The organism is Mediterraneibacter agrestimuris, from assembly GCF_943193195.1.
Classification (GTDB): domain Bacteria; phylum Bacillota; class Clostridia; order Lachnospirales; family Lachnospiraceae; genus Schaedlerella; species Schaedlerella agrestimuris.
The window spans coordinates 25,211-48,323 of record NZ_CALPDG010000020.1; the positions used below are offsets into that span (position 1 = coordinate 25,211).

19 protein-coding genes and 1 other RNA gene are annotated in these 23,113 nt (G+C 43.5%); 17 read left to right on the plus strand and 3 right to left on the minus strand.

Annotation, left to right across the window (positions count from 1 at the left end; genetic code table 11):
- Positions 1–16: 16 nt before the first annotated feature.
- From ydjG to NFS18_RS10865, 6 genes are all read left to right on the plus strand, one after another.
- Positions 17–1,009 (plus strand): NADH-dependent methylglyoxal reductase, encoded by a 993-nt coding sequence (gene ydjG / locus NFS18_RS10840; protein WP_251390052.1) that lies wholly within the window; start codon positions 17–19, stop codon positions 1,007–1,009.
- Between the two features lie 92 nt (positions 1,010–1,101).
- Positions 1,102–1,959, plus strand: a complete 858-nt coding sequence (locus NFS18_RS10845) for a DeoR/GlpR family DNA-binding transcription regulator (protein WP_251390053.1) — start codon at positions 1,102–1,104, stop codon at positions 1,957–1,959.
- A 303-nt stretch (positions 1,960–2,262) separates the two neighbouring features.
- Positions 2,263–3,612, plus strand: coding sequence for a dicarboxylate/amino acid:cation symporter (locus tag NFS18_RS10850; protein WP_251390054.1), 1,350 nt, complete (start codon positions 2,263–2,265; stop codon positions 3,610–3,612).
- Between the two features lie 182 nt (positions 3,613–3,794).
- The gene (locus tag NFS18_RS10855; RefSeq protein ID WP_251390055.1) at positions 3,795–4,907 is read left to right on the plus strand and encodes an ROK family transcriptional regulator; all 1,113 of its coding nucleotides are present in this window, start codon (positions 3,795–3,797) and stop codon (positions 4,905–4,907) included.
- A 229-nt stretch (positions 4,908–5,136) separates the two neighbouring features.
- Positions 5,137–6,192 (plus strand): NAD(P)-dependent alcohol dehydrogenase, encoded by a 1,056-nt coding sequence (locus NFS18_RS10860; RefSeq protein ID WP_251390056.1) that lies wholly within the window; start codon positions 5,137–5,139, stop codon positions 6,190–6,192.
- A 35-nt stretch (positions 6,193–6,227) separates the two neighbouring features.
- Positions 6,228–7,598 carry an MFS transporter gene (locus NFS18_RS10865; protein WP_251390057.1) on the plus strand — a complete coding sequence of 457 codons (1,371 nt, stop codon included), beginning with the start codon at positions 6,228–6,230 and terminating at the stop codon, positions 7,596–7,598.
- Positions 7,599–7,794: 196 nt separating this feature from the next.
- Here the strand turns inward: NFS18_RS10865 and NFS18_RS10870 are convergent, their stop codons facing one another.
- Together NFS18_RS10870 and NFS18_RS10875 are read right to left on the minus strand one after the other, a co-directional pair.
- A complete protein-coding gene (locus tag NFS18_RS10870) occupies positions 7,795–9,189 on the minus strand; it encodes an alanine/glycine:cation symporter family protein (protein WP_251390058.1) in 1,395 nt (464 codons plus the stop codon).
- A 230-nt stretch (positions 9,190–9,419) separates the two neighbouring features.
- A complete protein-coding gene (locus NFS18_RS10875) occupies positions 9,420–10,001 on the minus strand; it encodes a TetR/AcrR family transcriptional regulator (RefSeq protein WP_251390059.1) in 582 nt (193 codons plus the stop codon).
- A 214-nt stretch (positions 10,002–10,215) separates the two neighbouring features.
- On the opposite strand from NFS18_RS10875, the gene NFS18_RS10880 reads away from it, so the two are divergent.
- Positions 10,216–11,088, plus strand: a complete 873-nt coding sequence (locus NFS18_RS10880) for a DegV family protein (protein WP_251390060.1) — start codon at positions 10,216–10,218, stop codon at positions 11,086–11,088.
- Between the two features lie 72 nt (positions 11,089–11,160).
- Here NFS18_RS10880 and ffs read toward each other — a convergent pair.
- An RNA gene (gene ffs / locus NFS18_RS10885) (signal recognition particle sRNA large type) lies at positions 11,161–11,424 on the minus strand.
- 486 nt (positions 11,425–11,910) lie between these two features.
- Here ffs and NFS18_RS10890 point away from each other — a divergent pair.
- The 10 genes from NFS18_RS10890 (at position 11,911) to NFS18_RS10935 (ending at position 23,111) form a co-directional block, all read left to right on the plus strand.
- Complete coding sequence (locus tag NFS18_RS10890) at positions 11,911–13,827, plus strand: B12-binding domain-containing radical SAM protein (protein ID WP_251390061.1); 1,917 nt, start codon at positions 11,911–11,913, stop codon at positions 13,825–13,827.
- A 423-nt stretch (positions 13,828–14,250) separates the two neighbouring features.
- Positions 14,251–15,777: a VanW family protein gene (locus NFS18_RS10895; RefSeq protein WP_251390062.1), complete on the plus strand. Its 1,527-nt coding sequence runs from the start codon at positions 14,251–14,253 to the stop codon at positions 15,775–15,777.
- Positions 15,778–15,875: 98 nt separating this feature from the next.
- A complete protein-coding gene (locus NFS18_RS10900; protein WP_251390063.1) occupies positions 15,876–16,889 on the plus strand; it encodes an AIR synthase-related protein in 1,014 nt (337 codons plus the stop codon).
- 54 nt (positions 16,890–16,943) lie between these two features.
- Positions 16,944–17,444 carry an Lrp/AsnC family transcriptional regulator gene (locus NFS18_RS10905; RefSeq protein WP_251390064.1) on the plus strand — a complete coding sequence of 167 codons (501 nt, stop codon included), beginning with the start codon at positions 16,944–16,946 and terminating at the stop codon, positions 17,442–17,444.
- Positions 17,444–18,613, plus strand: a complete 1,170-nt coding sequence (locus tag NFS18_RS10910) for an aminotransferase class I/II-fold pyridoxal phosphate-dependent enzyme (protein WP_251390065.1) — start codon at positions 17,444–17,446, stop codon at positions 18,611–18,613. The genes NFS18_RS10905 and NFS18_RS10910 overlap by 1 nt, the downstream gene beginning before the upstream one ends.
- 330 nt (positions 18,614–18,943) lie before the next feature.
- A complete protein-coding gene (locus NFS18_RS10915; RefSeq protein WP_251390066.1) occupies positions 18,944–19,435 on the plus strand; it encodes a tRNA (cytidine(34)-2'-O)-methyltransferase in 492 nt (163 codons plus the stop codon).
- A gap of 198 nt (positions 19,436–19,633) precedes the next feature.
- The gene (locus NFS18_RS10920; protein WP_251390067.1) at positions 19,634–19,942 is read left to right on the plus strand and encodes an ATPase; all 309 of its coding nucleotides are present in this window, start codon (positions 19,634–19,636) and stop codon (positions 19,940–19,942) included.
- Positions 19,943–20,003: 61 nt separating this feature from the next.
- Positions 20,004–22,025, plus strand: a complete 2,022-nt coding sequence (locus NFS18_RS10925; RefSeq protein WP_251390068.1) for a V-type ATP synthase subunit I — start codon at positions 20,004–20,006, stop codon at positions 22,023–22,025.
- Entirely contained in the window at positions 22,022–22,498 is a 477-nt protein-coding gene (locus tag NFS18_RS10930) for a V-type ATP synthase subunit K (protein ID WP_251390069.1), read from the plus strand. The genes NFS18_RS10925 and NFS18_RS10930 overlap by 4 nt, the downstream gene beginning before the upstream one ends.
- A gap of 19 nt (positions 22,499–22,517) precedes the next feature.
- The gene (locus tag NFS18_RS10935) at positions 22,518–23,111 is read left to right on the plus strand and encodes a V-type ATP synthase subunit E (RefSeq protein WP_251390070.1); all 594 of its coding nucleotides are present in this window, start codon (positions 22,518–22,520) and stop codon (positions 23,109–23,111) included.
- The last annotated feature ends 2 nt before the right edge of the window (positions 23,112–23,113 follow it).

A 23,113-nucleotide genomic window follows, 5' to 3' on the forward strand; every position in this document is an offset into this window, starting at 1 on the left:
AGGGAGAAACAATATTATGAAAGTAATGAAGCTGGGAAAAACAGGAATAGATATTTCGAGAATTGGTCTTGGAACGTGGTCCATCGGCGGCGGAAGCGCATGGGGCGGAGACCATGAGCTGCAGACTGTTGTGGATACAATCAGGGAAGCTCCGAAAGCGGGAGTCAACCTGATCGACACTGCACCGGGATATAACTTTGGAAACAGTGAAAAGATTCTCGGGAAAGCTCTGGAAGGAATGAACCGCAAAGATGTCGTTATTATTACAAAATGCGGCGTTACATGGGATCAGGAGATGAAGGGCGATCTCTTTAATAAGGTAAATGGAATCCAGCTGTACAAGAATCTCAACAGTGCATCTGTAAAAAAAGAAATACTGGGTTCTCTGGAGCGTCTCGGCACTGATTATGTAGATGTGTATATGACACACTGGCAGGCGATTGAAGGTTCTGAGTATTATGTACCGATCCAGAAGACAATGGACGTGTTAAATGAGCTGAAAGCACAGGGAAAGATTAAGGCGATCGGAGCTGCTAATGTAGATATTCATCATATTGAAGAATATTTGAAATGGGGAGATCTTGATATTGTCCAGGCAAAATATTCTATCCTTGACCGTGGGATCGAGGATGAAATCATTCCGTGCTGCCGTGAGAACGGTGTAACGATTCAGGCATACTCACCGCTTGAAATGGGACTGCTCTCTGGAACAATGCCGAGGGATTATCAGCCGGTAGGGGCACAGATTCCGAAAAAATGGTTCCAGCCGGACAACATGCAGGCGGCTATGGATATGATGGATAAATGGAAACCGCTCTGTGAAAAATATAAATGTACAATTGCAAATCTGGCGCTTGGCTGGATTCTCGCACAGGGAGACTTCTTGAACCTGCTCAGTGGTTCAACAACAGTTGATCAGATTAAGGAAAATGTGAAGTCTTCTGAACTTGAACTGTCTGCAGAAGATGTAGCTTACATGCGTGAACTTGCAGAAGAGATTGATAAATAAACATACATTTTTGAAACAATAAAATGGCTGTATTTTAAAGAACGTTTATGATAGGTCGGTTTTTGAATCTGAGCGTTTCAAAGGGAGAAAACATGCTTTCAAAGGAGAAAGGTCTTGCAAAAACCAACTCGGAAGAGTTATTATTAAATAAAAGCATCATTGGTGATGAGGGTTTGGAAAGGGAAGAAAGCATGGCGGGCAAGGAAAGATTAATGGTAATCCGTCAGACGGTGCAGACACACAAAAAGGCATCAGTGGGAGAACTGAGCAAGATTTGCAGGGTGACGGAAGAAACAATACGCAGAGATTTAGATAAATTGGAAGCGGATGGTGTTGTAACAAGGGTTCACGGCGGTGCGATCTGGAATGAAGGTGTTCAGAAGGAAGGGATTCATTTTTACAGACGTCTGAGCAAGCATCTGAAAGAAAAACAGGAGATCGCACGCAAAGCCGCACGACTTTTTGAGGGAAAGAATACAATTCTTGCAGACTCCAGTACGACTGTTGTAGAAGCATTAAAGTTGTTGCCGCAGTCTCCGGATGTTACTGTGGTGACGAATTCAACAGAGGCTCTCAGAGAGTTTCAACAGGCAGCTTTCAATATTATTTCAACAGGGGGAGAATTTAACAAAAAATCTCTCTCTTTGCAGGGACAGCTCGCCAAAAGTAATATTACCAAGTATAATGTAAGCCTTGCGCTGATCAGCTGTAAAGGGCTGAGTCTGGAAAAGGGTGTGCTTGACTCCAATGAGAGTGAAGCAGAGATAAAAAAAGCGATGCTGGCGCAGGCGGAGGAAGTAGCGCTGCTTGTAGATTATTCAAAGTTCGATCAGTCAGCCTTTGTAAATCTGATTGACCTGGAAAATGTAAACTATATTATTACAGACAAAAGACCTTCTGATGAATGGATTGATTATTGCCTGGAACATGATATAGAATTGATTTACTAAATTGTAAACATTAAAATAAAAGACGGGATATTTCACTGCAGAAGAGCCAGCAGTGAGATATCCTGTCTTTTTTAAAGAAATTTATATTTGAAACACAGAAAACAAAGAAAAAATGTAAAAAAAATAAACAAAAATATATACAAAAATCTGTTAAAATCATAGAAAATCTTTGTAATAAAGAAAAACAATTGACATCTGTATGGATGATATGTACAATGAATATAAGAAATTTCAACAGGATTTAGCATATATGCATAGCGGAGAGCAAAACAAAAAAACACAGAAAAATAAGGAGATGAAAAGATGAGAGAAAAAGAAAAAAAGAATACCATTGTAAAAAGAATGTTTATTGCGGTGGCGGCTGGATTTGCAGTGGGTTTTCTGATGTTGATTTTGAGAGAATTTCTTGTGGGGAGTGGGAAAACCGGAGTATGGAACGTGCTCGATGCAATTTTCTTTCAAGATGTAACTAAGACAAATGGAATTGAGGGCATTGGTATTTTGTATATTATAGGGCAGCTGTTTATGAGAGGGCTGCAGATGGCGATCGTACCGCTTGTCATCACATCATTGAGCCTTGCTATGTGCAGTCTGGCTAATCCGGAAAGATTGGGGAAGATTGCGGGAAAGACATTTATTACATATATCTGCTTTTATGCAGTGGCTGCAGCTTTGGCAGGAACAGCGGCATATTTTGTAAAGACAATGGGATGGTTTAATGTAAATCTTCCAAATGAAATGGTAACAGAAGCCGTTACGATGGAAGGTTACAATCCGCTCGTAACTGTTGTAAATGCAGTACCATCTAATATTTTCCAGGCATTTTCATCAAATAACAGTATTCTGTCAGTAGTTGTCGTTGCAATTATTTTGGGACTGTCTATGACAGTACTGGGAGCAAAAACAGAACCGCTTCGTAAGGTGATTGAAAATCTAAATGATGTCGTGCAATTATTTCTGAATTTCCTGATTAATAAAATCGGTCCGTTTGCCATTTTCTGTATGATTACAAGAACACTTGCTGTTTATGGAGTTGAATATATTAAACCGACTCTTGTATGGATTATAACAACGATCATAGTTAGTCTTGTTCTTGTATTTACAATCTATCCGATAGGTATCTTTCTGACGACAAGGCTGAATCCAATTCCATTTGTAAAGAAGACATTGAAGATTGGATTGTTTGCAGCAGCCACAAATTCCTCTGCGGCAACTCTTCCGCTGAATACAAAGACTTGTACGGAAGAATTAGGATGCTCCAGAGAAATCAGCAGCTTTGTGCTTCCGACAGGAATGACCATTAATATGAACGGAACAACAGCGATGCATATGATTGCAGTTACTTTCATTGCTTCAGCTGCCGGCATTGATATCAAGCCGTCCACACTTGCACTGGCAGCTTTTCTGTCCATATGTACAGCAATGGGAACACCGGCGATTCCGGTAGCGGGAACAACAATGGTATATGTGGTTATGACTGGGCTGGGAATGAGTTCAGAACTATGCATGATCGGATATTCCCTTGTACTGGCTATGAATTATCTTCCAGGTATGGCGGTAATTACACTGAACGTAATCGGGGATGCTGCTACAAATGTAATTGTAAGCTTCAAAGAACATGCATTGGATAAAGAGGTATATAACAGTAAGTAATAGTAAAAAGGCTGTCGAGAAGGACAGATTTGCTACGATATATGGGAGCTTTCATACGAACTGATGGTTTTCCGGCATGCAAACAGTTTTTTGTAATTAAAAATAATAGCTTTTATAAAAGATTTAATATATAATGGGAGTGATAAACAGAAATAAGAGTATTTTGAAAAGCAGGGATAACAATGAGGGATACAATTAAAACTCCAAAACGTCTTAATAAAATCCGCATCGCCAATTTTATTTCCGTGAAAGGGTTTGCTTCAAAGAATGAAATTGCATCGGTATTGAACTTAAGCATGCCTACCACGCTCCAAAACGTGAAAGAATTGATGGAAGCGGGGTATATTGTAGAGACAGGCGAATATGAATCAACGGGAGGGAGAAAGGCGAAGGCTCTGGCTGTAGCCGAGAATCTGGGATATGCCGTTGGCATGGATATAACGGCACATCATATTAATTTTGTGCTTGTGAATATGAGGAGGAAGATTGAGAGATGGAAACGTATCCGACTGGTCTTTGAAGATACAGATGCATATTATGAACAGATGGGACAAGAGCTGCATCAATTTATCAGGGAAGCGGAGGATATGGAAAATCCCGTGATAGGCGTGGGTATTTCTGTACCGGGAATTGTGAATCAGGAAAAAGTATTGCTGCAGTCACATGCTTTGGGGGCATCCAATATCAGCTTCCAGGATATGGACAGTCGGATCGGATATCCATATCGTCTTGAAAACGATGCTAATTGTGCAGCTTATGCAGAATTGGTTGAGCAGGACTGCGACACTGTGTATTTGTCGCTGAGCAGTACTGTCGGCGGCGCGATATATCTGCATGACAGTCTGTATCCGGGAGAACATTTTCGGAGCGGAGAATTCGGGCATATGGTCATAGAGGCAAATGGCAGAGTCTGCTATTGCGGAAAAAAAGGCTGTGTGGATGCATATTGTTCGGCGAAGGTGCTGCAGCGGCGGACAGATGATAATCTGGAACTGTTTTTCCAAAAGGTGAGAGAAGGAGATCCTGATTGCATGCAGGCTTGGGAAGAGTACATGGAATATCTGGCAATTGCAGTTACCAATTTGAGAATGGCATTTGACTGCCGGATTGTGTTAGGCGGTTATGTAGGCGGTTATCTGGAAGAATTTCTGCCGGAATTAAGCCGAAAGATAAAAAAACATAACTTGTTTGATCTGGATACAGCTTATGTACGGACTGGAAAATATAAACTGGAGGCATCTGCATACGGGGCGGCGCTCCCATTTGTTAAAAATTATTTTGAAGAAAATATGTAGCGAGGTATAAACGTCTTATCGTGAAAGGATAGGACGTTTTTTTGATGCTTAAAATATTTCTTTGTATGAAGTTCACAAAAAGTATTTTCCAATCTTGTTAAAAATGGCGAAAATGCCGGAGGGTTATTGACAAATATCTCTGTTTGAATAATAATGTAATTACTTTAATAAAAAGATTAATAAAAGTTATAACAAAAAGTGATCGAGTGTGTAAAAGGAGGACATTGTGATGGAAGGAAAAATGAAAGCTGCAGTAATGAATGGAATCGGTAAAATGGGATTTACAGAGAGGGATATCCCGACACCCGCACCGGATGAGGTTCTGGTGAAACTGGAGTATGTAGGTATCTGTGGTTCTGATTTGCATTATTATGAGACGGGAGCAATCGGCGATTATGTTGTTGAGCCGCCTTTTGTGCTGGGACATGAGCCGGGCGGAGTTGTCGTGGAAGTTGGGGCAAATGTAAAGCATCTGTCTGTTGGTGACCGTGTGGCTCTGGAGCCGGGCAAGACATGCGGACATTGTGAGTTCTGTAAAGAAGGAAAATACAATCTCTGTTCAGATGTTATCTTCTTTGCAACTCCACCGGTAGACGGTGTGTTTCAGGAGTATGTTGCACATGAGGCAGACCTCTGCTTTAAGCTTCCGGATAATGTAAGTACATTGGAAGGGGCATTGATCGAACCACTGGCTGTTGGCTTTCATGCAGCAATTCAGGGAGATGCACATCTGGGACAGAAGGCAGTTGTTATGGGGGCAGGATGCATCGGACTTGTATCCATGATGGCGCTGAAAGCGAGAGGTGTATCAGAGGTTTATGTTGTTGACATTATGGAGAAACGTCTGGAAAAAGCGATGGAGCTTGGAGCAACTGCTGTAATCAACGGCAGAACAGAGGACGTGGAAAGAAGAATCAAGGAACTGACGAGTGGACGGGGGGCAGATCTTGTAGTGGAGACTGCAGGAACCGAAATCACTACGAGACAGGCAATTCAGATTGCAAGAAAAGGAAGTAATATTGTTCTGGTAGGCTACAGCAAGACCGGGGAAATGACATTACCAATGAGCCTTGTACTGGATAAAGAGCTGACCTTTAAGACAGTCTTCCGCTATCGTAATATTTATCCAATGGCAATTGATGCGGTAGCTTCCGGCAAGGTGAACCTGAAAGGAATCGTGACGGATATTTTCAAATTAGATGAGGCGCAGAAGGCTATGGACTACAGTGTGAATAACAAAGCGGATATTGTAAAAGCAGTGATTCAGATCTGGGAAGAGAAGTAACAATCAATCAGTGATATCGTGCGGAGGAAATGACTATGGAAAAGAAAGATACCAATATAAAAGTGCCGCTGATTAGTAAAATCGCATACGGAATGGGTGATGTGGGGTGCAATTTCAGCTGGATGTTTGTTGGGAATTTTTTAATGATTTTTTATACAGATGTATTTGGGATCGGAATGAGCGCTGTTGCGGGACTGATGCTGTTCTCACGGTTCTGGGATGCTGTCAATGACCCGATCATCGGCGGTTTGTCGGATAAGACACACAGCCGATGGGGACGATACCGCCCATGGCTTCTGGTTGCGGCGCCGTTGACTGCGATTGTGCTGATGCTGACATTCTGGGCACATCCAGACTGGCCGTCTACAGCTAAAATCGTCTATATGGCAGTCACATATTGTATTTTGGTGTTGGGATATACTTGTGTTAATATTCCTTATGGAACATTGTGTGGGGCAATGACGCAGAATATAGAGGAACGTGCGAAAATCAATACATTTCGCTCTGTTAGTGCAATGATTGCCATTGGAATAATCAATATCATTACGGTTCCGTTTATTGAGCGGGCTGGAAGCGGAAATGCAAAGCAGGGATATTTGATCGTAGCTGCGGTGTATGGAATTATTTTTGCGGCATGTCACATTTTCTGTTTTGCAAAAACAAAAGAGGTTGTAGAAATACCGGAAGAGAAAAAGATTTCCTTGAAGGAGCAGCTTCAGGCAGTGGGGAAAAACAGACCTTATATATTGGCGGTGGCAGGGCAGTTTCTGTTTGGAATAACACTCTATGGAAGAAATGCGGATGCACTGTACTATTTTACATATGTGGAAGGAAATCAGGCATTGTTTTCGGTATATTCCCTTTGCATTATCATTCCATCTATCATTGGCGCAGCATGCTTTCCGATGGTGTTTGGGTGGACCAGCAATAAGGGGCGGACGGCATCTATATTTTCGCTGCTTACAGGTATCAGCATGATTTGTATGTATTTCTTCAATGCAAGAACATCTGCAGTTCCGTTTTATGTATTTTCTTGTCTGGCACAGTTTTTTTTCTCCGGGTTCAATACGGCGATCTATGCAATTATCCCGGATTGTGTAGAATATGGGGAATGGAAAACAGGGCTGAGAAATGACGGATTCCAGTATGCATTTATCTCTCTTGGAAATAAAATTGGCATGGCAATCGGAACCTCTCTTCTGGCGGCGGTGCTGGGAGCATGCGGATACGCGGCAAATCAGCAGCAAAATGAGTTGGTGCTGGCAGTTATGAAACACTCTTTTACGACAATTCCGGGTGTGCTTTGGATTGTTACAGCGGCAGTGCTGTTCTTCTACAGATTGAATAAACGGTCATATAACCGGATCGTGAAAGAAATCGGAGAACGAAAGCAGGCTGGAAAATAAGAAATACCCCTGCAGCTTCTGAAAATGGATCGGAAACTGCAGGGGTCATTTTTATTGTAACAGTTCAGCCTTCGGCCGCCTGTTACAGGCATCAAGCCATGCAAAACCACTTCGTGGTGGCTTGATGCATCTCTACATATACGTTATTTCACGGACTTTGCAGCCAGTGCAAAGTCCTGGGCTGAACTGTTACTTTTTATTTTCTTCCTTCTCCTGTAAAATATTCTTTTGTCAGTTTGACAACTGTACCTGACAAGAGGAATACGGCGATCAGGTTTGGGATGGACATTAATCCGTTGAATGTCTCTGCGATACTCCAGAGAAGTCCGAGGTTAACGGTTGCGCCAAGGATTGCAACGAGTGAGTACACAACCATGAATGGCTTGATGATCTTTTCATTGAACAAAAATTCAATACACCGTGCGCCGTACAGTCCCCAGCCGATAATGGTGGAGAATGCGAAGCAGCAGAGTGCAATGGCGGTGAAGATAGAAATCCAGCTGCCGTATGTAGAGGTGAATCCCCGGATTGTCAGGTCTGCACCGGCATCAATGCCATACTGAATCGAAATACCACTGCACAGGATAACCAGAGCGGTCAGTGTACAGATCACAATCGTATCGGTAAATACTTCAAAGATTCCGAACAGTCCCTGTTTGACAGGTTTCTGTGTGTCTGCACAGGCATGTGCGATGGAACCTGTACCAAGACCAGCCTCATTGGAGAAGATTCCGCGGGCAACACCCTTTTGCATACTTAAAAATACACTGCCAACGACACCTCCGGTTACTGCGGCTGGATTAAATGCACCATAAATAATAGAAGAAAATACTTCGGGAAGCCGTTCGATATTTATAATGACTACTCCAAAAGCCAGTACAATATAGAGTAATGCCATGATTGGAACAAGCCGTTCTGTGACCCGTCCGATTCTTTTGATACCGCCTAATAAAATTAATCCGACCAGAAATGCGATCAGGATTCCCTGAATCAGATTGGAGGTATTGATAGAGGATTCTCCGATAATATTATAATTAGTCAGTGCAGAGTTGACAGCAGTCGTAATCGTATTTACCTGTGTTGCGTTACCGGTACCAAATACGGTCAGTACGCCGAAAGCGGCAAATGCATAAGCCAGCCAGTGCCAGTGCTTGCTGAGACCATTTTTGATATAATACATCGGTCCGCCTACCAGATCGCCGTGTGCATTGCGCTCACGGAAATGAATTGCCAGCGTGACCTCTGAGAACTTGGTACACATTCCCAGAAATGCAGAAACCCACATCCAGAAAACTGCACCCGGACCTCCGATTGCGATTGCTCCGGCAACTCCGGCGATATTACCGGTTCCTACTGTGGCGGCAAGAGCCGTACAGACAGCCTGGAACGGCGTCATAGACCCGTCCGAAGCTTCTTTTTTGCGGAATACCCGTCCGATTGTCGTCTTGATAGCGTAAGGAAATTTGCGGACCTGAAGGAAATTTGTACGGATTGTCAGCAGAAGTCCGACACCGATGATGCAGACCATTGCCGGGATGCCCCAGACAAAACTGTTGACTGCGCTGTTTATTGCTGTAATTGTTTCTAACATAAGTAAACCTCTCATTCTTTTTTGATGCAAATTAATTAAGTGATATACCTCAGATGTCAAATTCTACAGTTATTCTGATATTCGGTTTATACTGCAAAATATGTGGTTATTGTACCATATATTTTCGGAAAAGTATACCACTTTAATGTGATAAAGAGAGCGGAATGTAACAGTGCAGCCGTAAGGTTGTCTGTTACAACAGTATAAACGTGCAGTCTTTTGCCGCACTGTTATTTTGTCAGTACATCTGAAGTTAGAAGAGAAGTCAGAAGTTCCAATGCTTCTTTCTGAATTTCCGGGAGGGGAATGTTTTCGGAGTGACTTTCGTTGATAAATCCTGTCATACCGTAACAGATAAATCCGGCAACTTTACGCGGTGTATATCTAAAATGCATTGACCGGCTTTCTTTATTGGTATGTGACTCCACTGTTTTTAGCACGTAATTATAGAAAGAAAAGGCAAGAAACGGATTTTTATCTGGACGTGTGTGGCAGAAAAAATCATAGTGGGTATAGTATAACTTCAGAATTGCCTGAAGCACATTGCAATAGCCTTTCACATAATCCCGTTCAGGGTTATTTTCTTCCTGCATTATCTGGTAAAGTTCTGTACCGGCTTGAATCATATCCTGAAAGATGTCGTCGATCAGCGCATATTTATCACTGTAGTGTGTATAAAATGTAATACGGCTGATGTCAGCCTGTTTACAAAGGCTGGTAATAGATATCTCTTCAAAAGGGGTATCAGACATCATAGAAATTAAAGTTGCTTTTAGATTCTTCTTTGTTTTTTTGATTCGCTTGTCAACCATAGTTTCCCCTTTTCATGTGCATTTGCAAAGATATTATTCTGCCAAACATCTCGGTATGGCAGAATAATAAATATACAAATTCTTATATCTGTATAAATAACTTACAAATTACAATTATTGTAAATTGTTATTTGGATATTCGGTTGCTATAATCTTAACACGTGTTAAAGTAACATGCAATATGCTAGAGAAAGGGTAAGTTGGTGGATAAGTTATGCAGAAAACAGCGATTATGACAGACAGTAATTGCGGGATGCTTCCGGAAACAGGAAAAGCAATGGGGATCGCCGTTGTTCCTATGCCGGTGATCATAGACGGAAATACATATTTTGAAGGGGTGGATATCACACCGGAGGAATTTTACCGTATGCAAGAAGAAGGAGCAGAGATTACCTCTTCGCTTCCGTCACCAGGGAGTGTTATGGACTTGTGGGCTGAACTTTTGAAGACCCATGACGAGGTTGTGTATATTCCGATGTCCAGCGGACTGAGCAACACTTGTGCAAGCGCGGTCATGCTTGCGGAGGATTATGACGGCCGTGTGTATGTAGTAGATAATCACCGGATTTCCGTGACACAGATGCAGGCTGTGCTGGATGCTGTGCAGATGGCAGAGTCAGGCATGAACGGGGCGGAAATTAAAGAGAGGCTGGAAGCAGAAGCATTGGATGCGAGTATTTATATAACAGTAGATACACTGGAGTATTTGAAAAAGGGGGGGCGTGTGACACCCGCTGGAGCAGCGATTGGAAGTATGCTGAATATCAAACCTGTTTTGACAATCGCCGGTGATAAGCTGGATGCTTTTGCTAAGGTGCGCGGCATGAAGGCGGCTTTCCGTACAATGTGTAAAGCCCTGCAAAAAGACTTGCAGGGACGTTTGAAAGAACTTTATGAAAATGGTGAGATAACTATCGGAATTGCTAATACAGTGATGCCCGAAGAAGAACTTAAACAATGGAAAGCAGAGCTTCAGAAAGCATTTCCAGAGGAAGAAATCTTACCTGGAGTGCTGAACTTAAGCATCGGGTGTCATGTGGGACCAGGAGCTATCGGTATCGGAGCGATGCGGAAATATAGGAAATAGTAAGAGGGTTTACGGAAATAAAAAACAGGTTGTGATGCATGAAGTATCACAACCTGTTTGTGCTTTTTCTTTACGTGCATTGCGCTTCGAATGAAGCTTCCCAAACGTTACCTTGACAGTTGACTCAATCCAGGCGCCCTCACAACACCCGGAAGGTTCCGCTTAGTGCTGCTTCGTTCCCGACCTGACACGGTTCACGGATTTCCGTTGCGTGAGACCCGGATTTTCAACGCCACTTTTCAAGGGCAGCTTTGCAAAGCAGCACCCTCTGCGCAATATCACCCCTGCTATAGCGGATTGCAGGTACAAGACACCGCTAGCGCCCCGGCTGCACGAGAATTAATTGTACATGGTTTTGGGGGAAATGTCAATGCTTTACGAGGATTTACAGCGGTTTTTTAGTATGATAAAATATGATATAGGCAGAGTCTATTTTCCCAGCACGCATTTTTACGGAGTTTGCAGTAAGTGCAAACGTAACAGTTCAGCCTTCGGCTTCCTGTTACAGGCATCAAGCCATGCAAAACCACTTCGTGGTGGCTTGATGCATTTCTACCTATACGTTATTTCACGGACTTTGCAGCCAGTGCAAAGTCCTGGGCTGAACTGTAACGTGTAAACTCCTATGCTGAACTGTAACGTGTAAACTCCTATGCTGAACTGTTGCTTGGCTGATTCGGCGAGTTAAGCGACTGAGGAAAGCGAGTTTTACAAGGTATTCTGCCGGATGGAGAAGGCAGAAGAGAGCGAAGTGACCGAGAAAAACGAAGTTTTACGAGGTACTCTGCCGGACGAAGAAGGCAGAAAGAAAGGATTAAACTTATGAAAATACTACTTACAGCGGTTAATGCAAAATATATCCATTCCAATCTGGCAGTATATAATTTAAAAGCCTATGCAGAGAAGCATTTTTCGGAAAAAGGTGTTGAGCGGGGGCAGGAACAAAATGGGATGTCTGGAGTTTGTAATATAGATATAGAAATTGCAGAATGTACGATCAATCAGCCGTTGGAGCAGATATTAATGGATTTATATAGAAAGAAACCGGATGTGTTGTGCTTTTCCTGCTATCTGTGGAATATTACTTATGTGGATCAGCTCGTCAGGGAAATTCATAAAGTGCTGCCTGAGATGGAAATCTGGCTTGGAGGACCGGAAGTTTCGTGGAATGCAGAGGATGTACTTTTGAGATTACCGCAGGTCAGGGGTGTTATACGGGGCGAGGGGGAAGAAACATTTTTGGAACTGGTGCGGTTTTATGCAGGGAGGAAGGATGGAGGGGCATCCGCTTGCTGTGAAGATAATGAGGAAAACGTCAGTAGATGTTTGAATAAAATTCATGGAATTACATTTCACAGCAGGAGATTGGAGACAAAAATAGAAGAATCCCGGGAAAAAGGAATAAAAAACATTGAAATTGTTACTTGCTCTGACCGCCCGGTAATGAAAGACTTGAATGCTCTTCCTTTTGTTTATCATCATATTGAAGATTTTGAGCATAAGATTATTTATTACGAGTCCAGCAGGGGATGTCCGTTTTTGTGCAGCTATTGTCTGTCATCCATTGACAAATGCCTGCGGTTCCGGGATTTGGAGCTGGTGAAAAAGGAATTGCAGTTTTTTATTGACCACAAAGTACCGCAGGTGAAATTTGTGGACAGGACATTTAATTGCAGGCATGACCATGCACTGGCAATTTGGCGGTATCTGGCAGAGCATGATCAAGGGATGACCAACTTTCATTTTGAGGTGGCGGCAGATTTGCTGAATGAGGAAGAATTGGAACTCATTGCGTCCATGCGTCCGGGGCTGATACAGTTGGAAATTGGTATTCAGTCTACTAATGAACAGACTATTCGGGAAATTCATCGGACGATGAATTTTGAAAAGGCGGCGGAAATTGTCAGGAGGGTGCGGCAATGGGGAAATGTTCATCAGCATTTGGATCTGATCGCGGGGCTGCCTTATGAAGATTACGAGACTTTCCGGCATTCTTTTAATGATGTATATGCATTGAAACCAGAACAGCTTCAGCTCGGTTTTCTAAAAGTATTGAAAGGCTCTTATATGGAAGAGAAAAAGCTGGATTATGAACTGCTGTACCAGGACAGACCGCCTTTTGAAGTGCTTTCTACAAAATGGCTTTCATATGAAGATGTAATATGTCTTAAAGGTATAGAGGAAATGGTGGAAATTTATTACAACAGCGGGCAGTTTGAAGAAACACTGGAATTACTGGAGCGTGAATTTACCGATGCATTTTCCATGTTTGAAGCATTGAGAGATTATTATGAAGAAAATGGTTTGAGTCAGGTCAGCCATACTCGTATCAGTAGATATGAGATACTTTCGGCATTTATCCAGCAATATCTGAAGTCAGAGCATGGCTTTATAAATGAGTTTGCAGATGCTATAGATGTATGGCAGAAGCAGTATCGGGAAAGTCTGACTTATGATTTGTATTTGCGGGAAAATGTAAAAAACCGTCCTGCATTTGCCGGAGAAGCAACTGTAGACAAGGAAACGGCAGCAGCATTTTATGACAGAGAAGAGAAAGAGCGTTGTTATCTGAAAGGATATGAGCAGTATGATAAACGGCAAATGCGGAAGATGACCCATTTGGAACGAATTGGAGGAGAACTGCTGTTGTTCGACTACCAGAACCGGAATCCGCTGACGAATCAGGCAAGGGTATGTTTTATAACTGTTACTGTTCACACCCTACGGGCGCTCCAGTAACAGTATCCAGCCCATTTTAAGTCGCCTTCGGCGAGGGGCTGGATATATCGCTGTCATCACTTCAAAGGTCGGGCACCTTGCAGTGCAGTGCAAGATGTCGGTAACAGTAACTTATAACTTGCAAAACAAATGTAATCAGTATAGAATAAAAAGTAATATTTTTTATTTTGTATTATAATGAGAGGACATGATATTATGAATCTGTATAGTAAAAAGTTTCGTAAGATTGTTTCAATTGTCGTGCTTGTTATTGTAGCGGCTATGCTGCTGACAATGATTGTTCCGTATCTGGTATAGACTGCGGGCAGAAAAGTAACAGTTCAGCCTTCCGGCAGCACTGTTGCAGCAGAAAAACACAATTGAAACGAAGCGGTTTGGTTATGCTCAACGTGACAGCCGCGCAGTAAACAGGGGTTAAGAAAAATGGGAAGTAAACAAAAAAAACGCAGGAGAAGACGTAAGCCTCGTTATGACAGGCGCAATCTGATCCTGCTGGGAATTGTGCTTCTGGCAGCGGTAATATTAGTGGGTGGAATAGAACTGTTTTTCCGTAAGGCTGTGAAGAGACATGATGACGGCAAGATTTTAGACGGTGTTCATATTGGTAATGTGGATGTCTCAGGTATGAAGGAAGAGGAAGCATTGAAGGCAGTAGAATCTGCAGTGAAGCAGTACAGTTCGGAAACTTTCTCCTTTGAACTGGAGACAGGCGGTACGATAGAAGCGACACTGGAAGAGATGGGTTTTCAAGCGAAGGGGATAAAATCTGCGGTAAATGCTGCGAGAGAACACGGTAGAACTGGCAGTGCGGTGGATTCTTATAAGATCATTCGTGCGTCTGAGAGGGGAAAGCTTAATTTTCAGATTGTGTTGCCAATGAAAGTGTCTGAAAAAAAGGTCAAAACTGTTTTGCAGGCAAGAAGTGAAGGAAAAGTACAGCTTCCGGTCAATGCGTCGGTGACACAGAAGGATGGTAATATAACGGTTATTAAGGAAAAGAACGGTGAAGCTCCGGACGCGAAGGGGGCAGCAGAAAAATTGAACCGTATTCTGAATGAGGACTGGGATGGAAAGGGTGTCAGTCTGAAAGTGGCTGTAAAAGCAACCGCACCAGAAATCACAGAAAAAGATTTGGCAGAAGTAACAGATCTGCTTGGCACCCATACAACTTTCTATGGAGCCGATGGTTCTGGCCGTTCAAAAAACGTAGAATCTGGTGCAATGCATATTAACGGTACGCTGATGGAGCCGGGAGACGAGGTTTCAGCAAATGCATTGATGGAGCCATATACATACGAGAATGGATATAAGGAGGCTGCTTCTTATGAGAGTAATACGGTTGTAAATACCATGGGCGGAGGTATTTGTCAGGTATCTACAACCTTGTACAATGCGCTTTTGTTTGCAGAACTGGAAATTGTGGAACGATATCCGCATTCCATGCTTGTAACATATGCGGAGCCGTCCAGAGATGCAGCCATTGCAGATGATGTACTGGATCTGGTTTTTAAAAATAATCTGGAGCATCCGGTATATATTGAAGCAATTCTTTCAGAGGGCAATGTGACCTTTAACGTATATGGAAAGGAGACCCGAAATCCCGGCCGCAGAATAGAGTTTTTCAGTGAGACAACAGAGAGTAAGGAAACAGAAGGCAAACGGTTCGTGGCAACGGAGGACTATATCGGGTATTATAACTGGCATAGTGCGTCACATCCGGAGATTTCGGCACAGCTTTGGAAGATAGTCTATGAGGATGATGTGGAAATCAGCCGGGATGTTATCAATTACAGTAATTATGTTGCGGCGCCTGAGACGTATGGTGTTGGAACGGCATCTGACGATCCTGCTGCAACAGAGAAGATGAACAAAGCAATCCTGACACAGGACGAAAATACGATACTTAATACGATCAATGAAATTTTATATCCGGACTCAGAAAATCCGTAACTATTTCTTCATTACACGTTCTTACGGATTTTGCAGCAAGTGCAAAGTCTTATGCTGAACTGTTATGCAGATCCGGCTTTATAAGAAAGGAAAGAGAGATGCGACCGGGAAATGTGCCGCAGACCGTCTGGAGACGGTCTGTTTTGAAACAACTGCATACAGAAGAGGAAGAATCTTTGCTGAAAGTGTCAGAAGCAGAAATGTGTACTGCGGTGCCGTTAAAGTCGGATAAAGAAACACTTATTCTGACTGCCGATGCATTTTCCTGTGGAAATGCAATGTTTGTCGGATATTCAGCGGCGGCAAAGGCAGTCAATGACCTGATGACAAGAGGCGGAGAGGCGCAGTCACTGCGGGGGAGGATTTTTCTGCCGTCTTCTGCGAGTGAGGAAGATATGCGGAGAGCGGTGAAGGAAATCAGGGCGCTTTGCGATGCGCAGCACATTTCCATTAGGGGAATCCGTGCAGAGACAATCCCGGCTCTTTCACAGATGATGGTACAGGTGACTGCGATGGGAACAGTGAAAAAGCGTGAACTTCTGTATTTGGAACAGATATCTGCGGGACAAGAAATTATCCTGTGCGGCTCCCTTGCACTGGAGGGGATGCAGCAGATTCTAGAAGAGTGCGGAGAAGAGCTGGGCAGCCGGTTTACTCCGGCATTTTTACGGCAGATGAAAGCTTTAAAAGGAGAACTGGTTCAGACGGAAGCAATCCGTGCCGTGAGAGGACATGTAAGCGCCATGCAGCAGATTGGAAGCGGAGGGATTCTGGCAGCGCTGTGGGAAACTGCGGAGGCAGCACGGGTTGGCTTGCACGTAGATATGTCCAAAATGACAATCTGTCAGGAAACAATCGAATTATGTGAGTTCTACAGGCTGAATCCATATCAGATGACTTCGGCAGGAGCAGTTCTGATGTTTACGTGTAGTGGAGAAACATTATTGGAAATTTTGCGTGGGTGCGGCGCGCGAGCCGTCAGGCTTGGGAGTACCACCGCAGAGAATGCGCGGGTGATCACAAGCGGAGAAGAAACACGTTTTTTGGACAGACCGGCGTCTGATGAGCTGGCGCTGTGGCAGGAGAAAAGATTAAAGAATTTGGCAAAATAAATGGAACAGTTAAGCGAATTGGAAAGCAAAAGCCCATAGAAAAGGAGAGGAAGCATGAATAAGAAACAGGAATTTAGAATCGAAATTCTGAAATATCTGGAGAAGCACAGCCGGGTAGATTTAGGAGAGCTAGGTGTGCTGCTCGGTGCAGAAGAGACAGATGTGGCAAATGAAATTGCAGAGATGGAGAAGGAGAAGATTATCTGTGGCTATCATACATTGATCGACTGGGATAAGACAAGTGAAGAAAAGGTTGTAGCGCTGATTGAGGTACGTGTAACTCCACAGAGAGGGCAGGGGTTTGACCGTATTGCAGAACGTATTTACAACTATCCAGAGGTAAATGCGGTGTATCTGATTTCAGGAAGTTATGATCTGCTTGTGACATTGGATGAGAAATCCTTGAAGGAAGTATCTCGGTTCGTATCCGAGAAACTGTCTCCGATTGATTCGGTGCTGAGTACTGCAACGCATTTTATATTGAAGAAATATAAAGATCACGGAACAATCATGGTACCGAAGAAAGAATCAGAAAGGATGCTGGTGACACCATAATGAGAAGCCCATTATCAAAGAAAATTATTGAAGTCCAGCCCTCCGGAATCCGAAAGTTTTTTGATGTGGCTGCAGAGATGGAAGATGTGATCTCCCTTGGTGTAGGCGAGCCTGATTTTGATACACCGTGGAGGATCAGGGAAGAAGGAATTTTCTCTCTGGAAAAGGGAAGAACATTTTATACATCGAATGCGGGATTGCAGGAACTCCGCAATGAAATCTGTAATTATATGGAGCGTAAGATTCATGTCAGATACGATCCCAAAAAGGAGACAATGGTAACAGTAGGCGGAAGTGAAGCTATTGATGTGGCGCTGCGCTGTATGCTGGATCCGGGAGATGAAGTGCTGATCCCGCAGCCGTCATACGTGTCGTATCTGCCGTGTACGATTATGGCAGACGGAGTTCCGGTGATCGTGGAACTAAAAGCAGAGAATGAATTCAAACTGACTGTAAAAGATATGGAAGCTGTTGTAACTGACAAGACGAAGATTTTGGTGCTGCCGTTTCCAAATAACCCGACAGGTTCGATTATGACAAGAGAGGATCTGGAGCCTGTGGCAAAATTCGTAGAAGAACATGATTTATATGTGATTTCTGATGAAATATATTCTGAGTTAAGTTATAAAGGTGAACATGTGTCTATTGCAAGCCTGCCGGGGATGAAAGAAAGATCTATTGTGATCAACGGATTTTCCAAGGGCTTTGCGATGACTGGATGGCGTCTCGGATATTGCTGCGGACCTCATGGAGTTCTGGAACAGATGATTAAACTGCATCAGTTCGCAATTATGTGTGCGCCGACTACCAGTCAGTATGCGGCTGTGGAAGGTTTGCGCAGCTGTGAGGCAGATGTGGAGGAGATGCGGAAGGCTTACAATCAGCGCCGCCGTTTTCTGATGCATGAATTTTCCAGAATGGGACTGGAATGTTTTGAGCCGTTCGGGGCATTCTATGTATTTCCGAGCATTCAGGAATTTGGCATGACATCTGAGCAGTTTGCAGAGCGACTTTTGATGGAAGAGAAGGTTGCGGTTGTACCGGGAACTGCATTTGGAGAATGCGGCGAAGGATTCTTGCGTATTTCCTATGCATATTCATTGGAAGATTTGAAAAAAGCGCTTGCACGGCTGGGGCATTTTGTACAAAGACTGCGGAATGAAAGATAAGAGTTACTGTTTACACGACATCTTGCACTGCGCTGCAAGGTGTCCGACCAATGAAGTGATGACAGCGATATATCCAGCCCTTTCACCGCAGGTGAACTTAAAATAGGGCGGATTCAGTTGCCAAGTATGCGATAAAACAGTCCGGTGGACTGTTTTGAGTAACAGTGCAGCCGAAAGGCTGAACTGTTACTAACAGATAAGATGTAATGAAAAAAGGTCTGGAAATTATTAGGAAACTGTAGTAAGATAGTAAATGAGAGAGAAGAAAAAGGTCGGGTTCAGACAGGAACCTGACCTTTTATGCAGATTTAACAGGAAAAGAGAGAAAATATGTTAAATATTGTATTACTTGAGCCGGAGATTCCGGCGAATACAGGAAATATCGGAAGAACCTGTGCAGCGGCAAATACAAGACTGCATCTGATTGAACCGCTGGGATTTAAATTGGATGAGAAATCATTAAGACGTGCTGGAATGGATTACTGGAAAGATCTGGATGTAAAGACTTACATTAATTACGAGGATTTTCTGGTAAAGAATCCGGATGCGAGGATTTATATGGCGACTACAAAAGCACAAAAACGGTACACAGATGTCAAGTATGGAGAGGACTGCTTCATTATGTTTGGAAAAGAAAGTGCCGGAATCCCGGAACAAATCTTGGTGCATAATAAGGAAAATTGTATTCGCATTCCGATGGCGGGCGAAATCCGTTCTTTGAATTTGGCAAATTCAGTTGCAATCGTACTTTACGAAGCGCTGAGACAGAATGGATTTTCAGGCATGAGCTGTGAAGGGCAGCTGCATGATTTAAACTGGTGAAATGAGTAATAATTATAAGAATGATATTTAATTAACAAACATGTCAAAAATCTGCACAAGGAAATAGTAAAAAAGGTTGGCGGAAATTGTAGACTATTACTAAAAAGTATGATATTCTATAGTACGACATACGTTTACGCGATGAATGAGAATATTTGTGGGAAAACTATATCTTATTAGAAAGGCGGTGACAAAAGTATGGTAGAAGAGACGATTCGGGTGATCAAAGAAGCAGAAGCCCAGGCAGAGCAGCTTGTAAAAGAGGCTCAAGATAAGGGCAGTCAATTGCTTTCGGATGCTGTAAAGGATGCAGCGCAGCTGAAGGAGAATGAGATTCAGCAGGCGAAGCAGAAAGCAGCACAGGCGATGGAGAAAGCCAGAGCAGAGGGCGAACAGACGTTGAAGGCTGCGGAGAGTGCACTTACCGGCGAAATCCAGTCTTTAAAAGAGACAGCGGTGCAGAAAACGGATGAGGCGGTTGACCTTGTGATTTCAAAGCTGGTCTGAGGTCAGTCTCAATATTTGTATTATCTGATTTAGTAAATATAAGAAAAGGAGGGATCAGACTATGGCGGTATTGCAGATGCAGCGAATCAGTATCTGCGCACTGAAGAAGAACCGAAAAGCTATTTTGGAGAAGCTGCAGGCACTTGGCGTCATGGAAATCAATCACATCATTGACGATGGGGATGAAGATTTTCAGAAGATGGATACGACAAATGCAAGAATGAGTTTTGACAAAGCTGCGGCTTCGGCAGATAAGGCAGTGGAATTGCTGCAGGTATATGCTCCTGTAAAACAGTCCATGCTTGCTTCTCTTGCGGGGAAAGAACTGGTTGATGAAGACCGGTACCGGCAGGTAATTGACCGTAAGGAAGAATTACAGAGAGTTGTAAGCCGGATTCAGACACTGGACAAAGAAAAAGCCGAGCAAAAGGCAGAGATTCTGAAGCTGACAAACAGCATTGAGAGTCTGACGCCGTGGCTTACTCTGGGTGTTCCGATGAACTATAAAGGAACTGCCCATACAGACATGCTTCTCGGAGTTATGCCGGCAGGAGTATCACTGGAAGAGGTTTACAGTGTACTTGCAGAACGCGTACCTGATACAGGGGGCGTGGATGCACATATTATTTCCGCAGATCAGGACAGCACATATGTGGCGGTGTTCTGTATGCGCCGGGAAGTGGCGCAGGTGGAAGAGGCTCTTCGGGGAAGAGGGTTCGCAAAACCATCCCAGATTTGGGATAAAGTTCCGTCGCAGGCAGTAGATAATATGCGGCGTGAGATTGCAGAGAGAGAGGATAAGATTACACAGATTGAACAGGATGTGGTCAGTCTGAATGTTAATAAAGAAGATCTCTGTCTGTTGGCAGATTATTACCGTGTCCGTGCTGACAAATATGCGGTGCTCGGACAGATTCCACAGTCGGGAAGAACATTTGTGATCAGCGGCTATGTGCCGAAGAAGTATGTACCGAGGGTGGAGAAACTGGCAAAGCAGTATGATTGTGTACTCGATATTGAGGAAGTGAAGGAAGATGAGGAAGCACCTGTACTTCTTCAGAACAATGGATTTGCCTCCGGTGCGGAAGGTGTTCTGGCAGCTTTCGGACTTCCGGGCAAAGGAGAGATAGACCCGACTTCCATTATGGCGGTGTTCTATGTGTTTCTGTTCGGAATGATGTTATCCGATGCGGCATACGGAGCAATCGTATCCATTGCCTGCGGCGTACTATTAATAAAGTTCCCGCGAATGGGAGATGGCATGAAAAAAGCATTCCAGTTGTTCTTCTGGTGCGGATTGTCTACTTTATTCTGGGGTATCTTGTTTGGCGGGTATTTCGGAGATGCAGTCAATGTCATTTCAAGGGTGTTCTTGGGACATGAGGTTGGAATCAAAGCACTGTGGTTCGCGCCGCTTGATGACCCGATGAAGCTGTTGGTATTTTCCATGTTATTCGGAGTCATCCACCTGTTCACAGGTCTTGGACTCAAGGGATATATGTGCCTGAGAGATAAAAAGTACATGGATTTTCTATGCGATGTAGTACTGTGGTATGCGTTGTTGTGCGGACTTTTGATCATGCTGATTCCAAGTGAATTGTTTGCATCTATCGCACAGATGGAGATTGTATTTCCACCGTTTGTCAATACTCTTGGTAAAGCTCTGGCAATTATCGGAGCAGTGGGGATCGTATTGATGTCCGGGCGAAGCAGCAAGAATTTTGGTCTTCGTATCGCACTTGGTGCATATGACTTGTATAATGTGAGCGGATGGCTCAGTGATGTACTTTCTTATTCCAGACTTCTGGCGCTGGGGCTGGCAACAGGAGTTATTGCTTCTGTTATCAACCAGATGGGAAGTATGGGAGGAAAGAGTGTGGGCGGTGTGATCTTATTTATTGCCGTTTTCATTTTCGGACACTTATTTAATTTAGCAATTAATTTACTGGGTGCCTATGTGCACACCAACCGTCTCCAGTTCGTAGAGTTCTTTGGTAAGTTTTACGAAGGCGGCGGAAGAGAATTTAATCCATTTAAAGCAAATACAAAATATGCAGATGTTAAGGAGGAAACAAAGTTATGAGTCAGTTAGGTATTGTTTATGCGCTTCTTGGAGCAGCAACAGCGGTATTTCTGTCAGGAGCAGGTTCCGCACTTGGAGTAGGTATTGCAGGTCAGGCAGCATCAGGCGTTATGTCTGAGGATCCGAGCAAATTTGCAAAAGTATTGATTATGCAGCTTCTGCCAGGTACACAGGGTCTGTATGGATTGATTATCGGTTTCGTTACATTGTCAAAGATAGGTCTTCTCGGCGGCGGTGTTGCTGATGTTTCTGTTCAGACAGGACTTCTGATTCTTGCAGCTTGTCTGCCGATCGGTATTGTAGGTCTTATTTCCGGAAAGTCTCAGGGAAAGACTGCAGCAGCGGCAATCGGAATCATTGCAAAGAAACCGGATCAGTTTGGTAAAGCAATGTTGTTCCCGGCAATGGTTGAGACATATGCGATTCTCGCACTGCTGATCTCATTCCTTGCAGTAAGTGCAATTCAGATTTAATTCAGAGGGGGACATATTGATGAGTGGATTAGAAAAGATGAAAAGTCAGATTCTGGATGAAGCGAACCACTCAGCAGAAGAACAGATTGCCAAAGCCAAAGCAGAAGCCGAAAAGATTATGAATGCGGCAAAGGCAGAGGCGGAAGCAGAATCTCTGAAGATCTCCCAGAAGTCCGAGGCGGAAGTGAAGACACATGCAGAACGGATTAAATCTTCCTGTGATATGCAGCGCAAGAAAGCATTTCTTCAGGCAAAGCAGGAGATTATCGGCAATGTGCTTGCACAGGCATATGACAAAGTGCTGAATCTGGACGATGAGGCATATTTTGCCATGATTCACAAAATCCTTGTGAAGTATGTACAGACGGGAGACGGCAGTATTTATTTCTCAGAGAAGGATTTGAAACGGATGCCTGCGGGATTTGAAACAGAGATTCAGGAAACTGCTAAGAGCAAAGGGGGAACCCTGACTTTATCCAAGGAACCGAAGGAAATGACCGGCGGATTCATTCTGGTATATGGCGGTATTGAAGAGAACTGCACAATGAAAGCGATGTTTGACGCGCGCAGGGATGAATTATCGGACCATGTACATGGACTGCTGTTCGCATAAGC

Bases quoted from the DNA above. Each gene is read 5' to 3' on its own strand.
- NFS18_RS10900 (WP_251390063.1), top strand. From the start codon at position 15,876: ATGCGACCGGGAAATGTGCCGCAGACCGTCTGGAGACGGTCTGTTTTG.
- NFS18_RS10915 (WP_251390066.1), top strand. From the start codon at position 18,944: ATGTTAAATATTGTATTACTTGAGCCGGAGATTCCGGCGAATACAGGA.
- NFS18_RS10865 (WP_251390057.1), top strand. From the start codon at position 6,228: ATGGAAAAGAAAGATACCAATATAAAAGTGCCGCTGATTAGTAAAATC.
- NFS18_RS10935 (WP_251390070.1), top strand. From the start codon at position 22,518: ATGAGTGGATTAGAAAAGATGAAAAGTCAGATTCTGGATGAAGCGAAC.
- NFS18_RS10880 (WP_251390060.1), top strand. From the start codon at position 10,216: ATGCAGAAAACAGCGATTATGACAGACAGTAATTGCGGGATGCTTCCG.
- NFS18_RS10890 (WP_251390061.1), top strand. From the start codon at position 11,911: ATGAAAATACTACTTACAGCGGTTAATGCAAAATATATCCATTCCAAT.
- NFS18_RS10930 (WP_251390069.1), top strand. From the start codon at position 22,022: ATGAGTCAGTTAGGTATTGTTTATGCGCTTCTTGGAGCAGCAACAGCG.
- NFS18_RS10875 (WP_251390059.1), bottom strand. From the start codon at position 10,001: ATGGTTGACAAGCGAATCAAAAAAACAAAGAAGAATCTAAAAGCAACT.
- NFS18_RS10925 (WP_251390068.1), top strand. From the start codon at position 20,004: ATGGCGGTATTGCAGATGCAGCGAATCAGTATCTGCGCACTGAAGAAG.
- NFS18_RS10910 (WP_251390065.1), top strand. From the start codon at position 17,444: ATGAGAAGCCCATTATCAAAGAAAATTATTGAAGTCCAGCCCTCCGGA.
- NFS18_RS10860 (WP_251390056.1), top strand. From the start codon at position 5,137: ATGGAAGGAAAAATGAAAGCTGCAGTAATGAATGGAATCGGTAAAATG.
- NFS18_RS10920 (WP_251390067.1), top strand. From the start codon at position 19,634: ATGGTAGAAGAGACGATTCGGGTGATCAAAGAAGCAGAAGCCCAGGCA.
- ydjG (WP_251390052.1), top strand. From the start codon at position 17: ATGAAAGTAATGAAGCTGGGAAAAACAGGAATAGATATTTCGAGAATT.
- NFS18_RS10870 (WP_251390058.1), bottom strand. From the start codon at position 9,189: ATGTTAGAAACAATTACAGCAATAAACAGCGCAGTCAACAGTTTTGTC.
- NFS18_RS10845 (WP_251390053.1), top strand. From the start codon at position 1,102: ATGCTTTCAAAGGAGAAAGGTCTTGCAAAAACCAACTCGGAAGAGTTA.
- NFS18_RS10850 (WP_251390054.1), top strand. From the start codon at position 2,263: ATGAGAGAAAAAGAAAAAAAGAATACCATTGTAAAAAGAATGTTTATT.
- NFS18_RS10905 (WP_251390064.1), top strand. From the start codon at position 16,944: ATGAATAAGAAACAGGAATTTAGAATCGAAATTCTGAAATATCTGGAG.
- NFS18_RS10855 (WP_251390055.1), top strand. From the start codon at position 3,795: ATGAGGGATACAATTAAAACTCCAAAACGTCTTAATAAAATCCGCATC.
- NFS18_RS10895 (WP_251390062.1), top strand. From the start codon at position 14,251: ATGGGAAGTAAACAAAAAAAACGCAGGAGAAGACGTAAGCCTCGTTAT.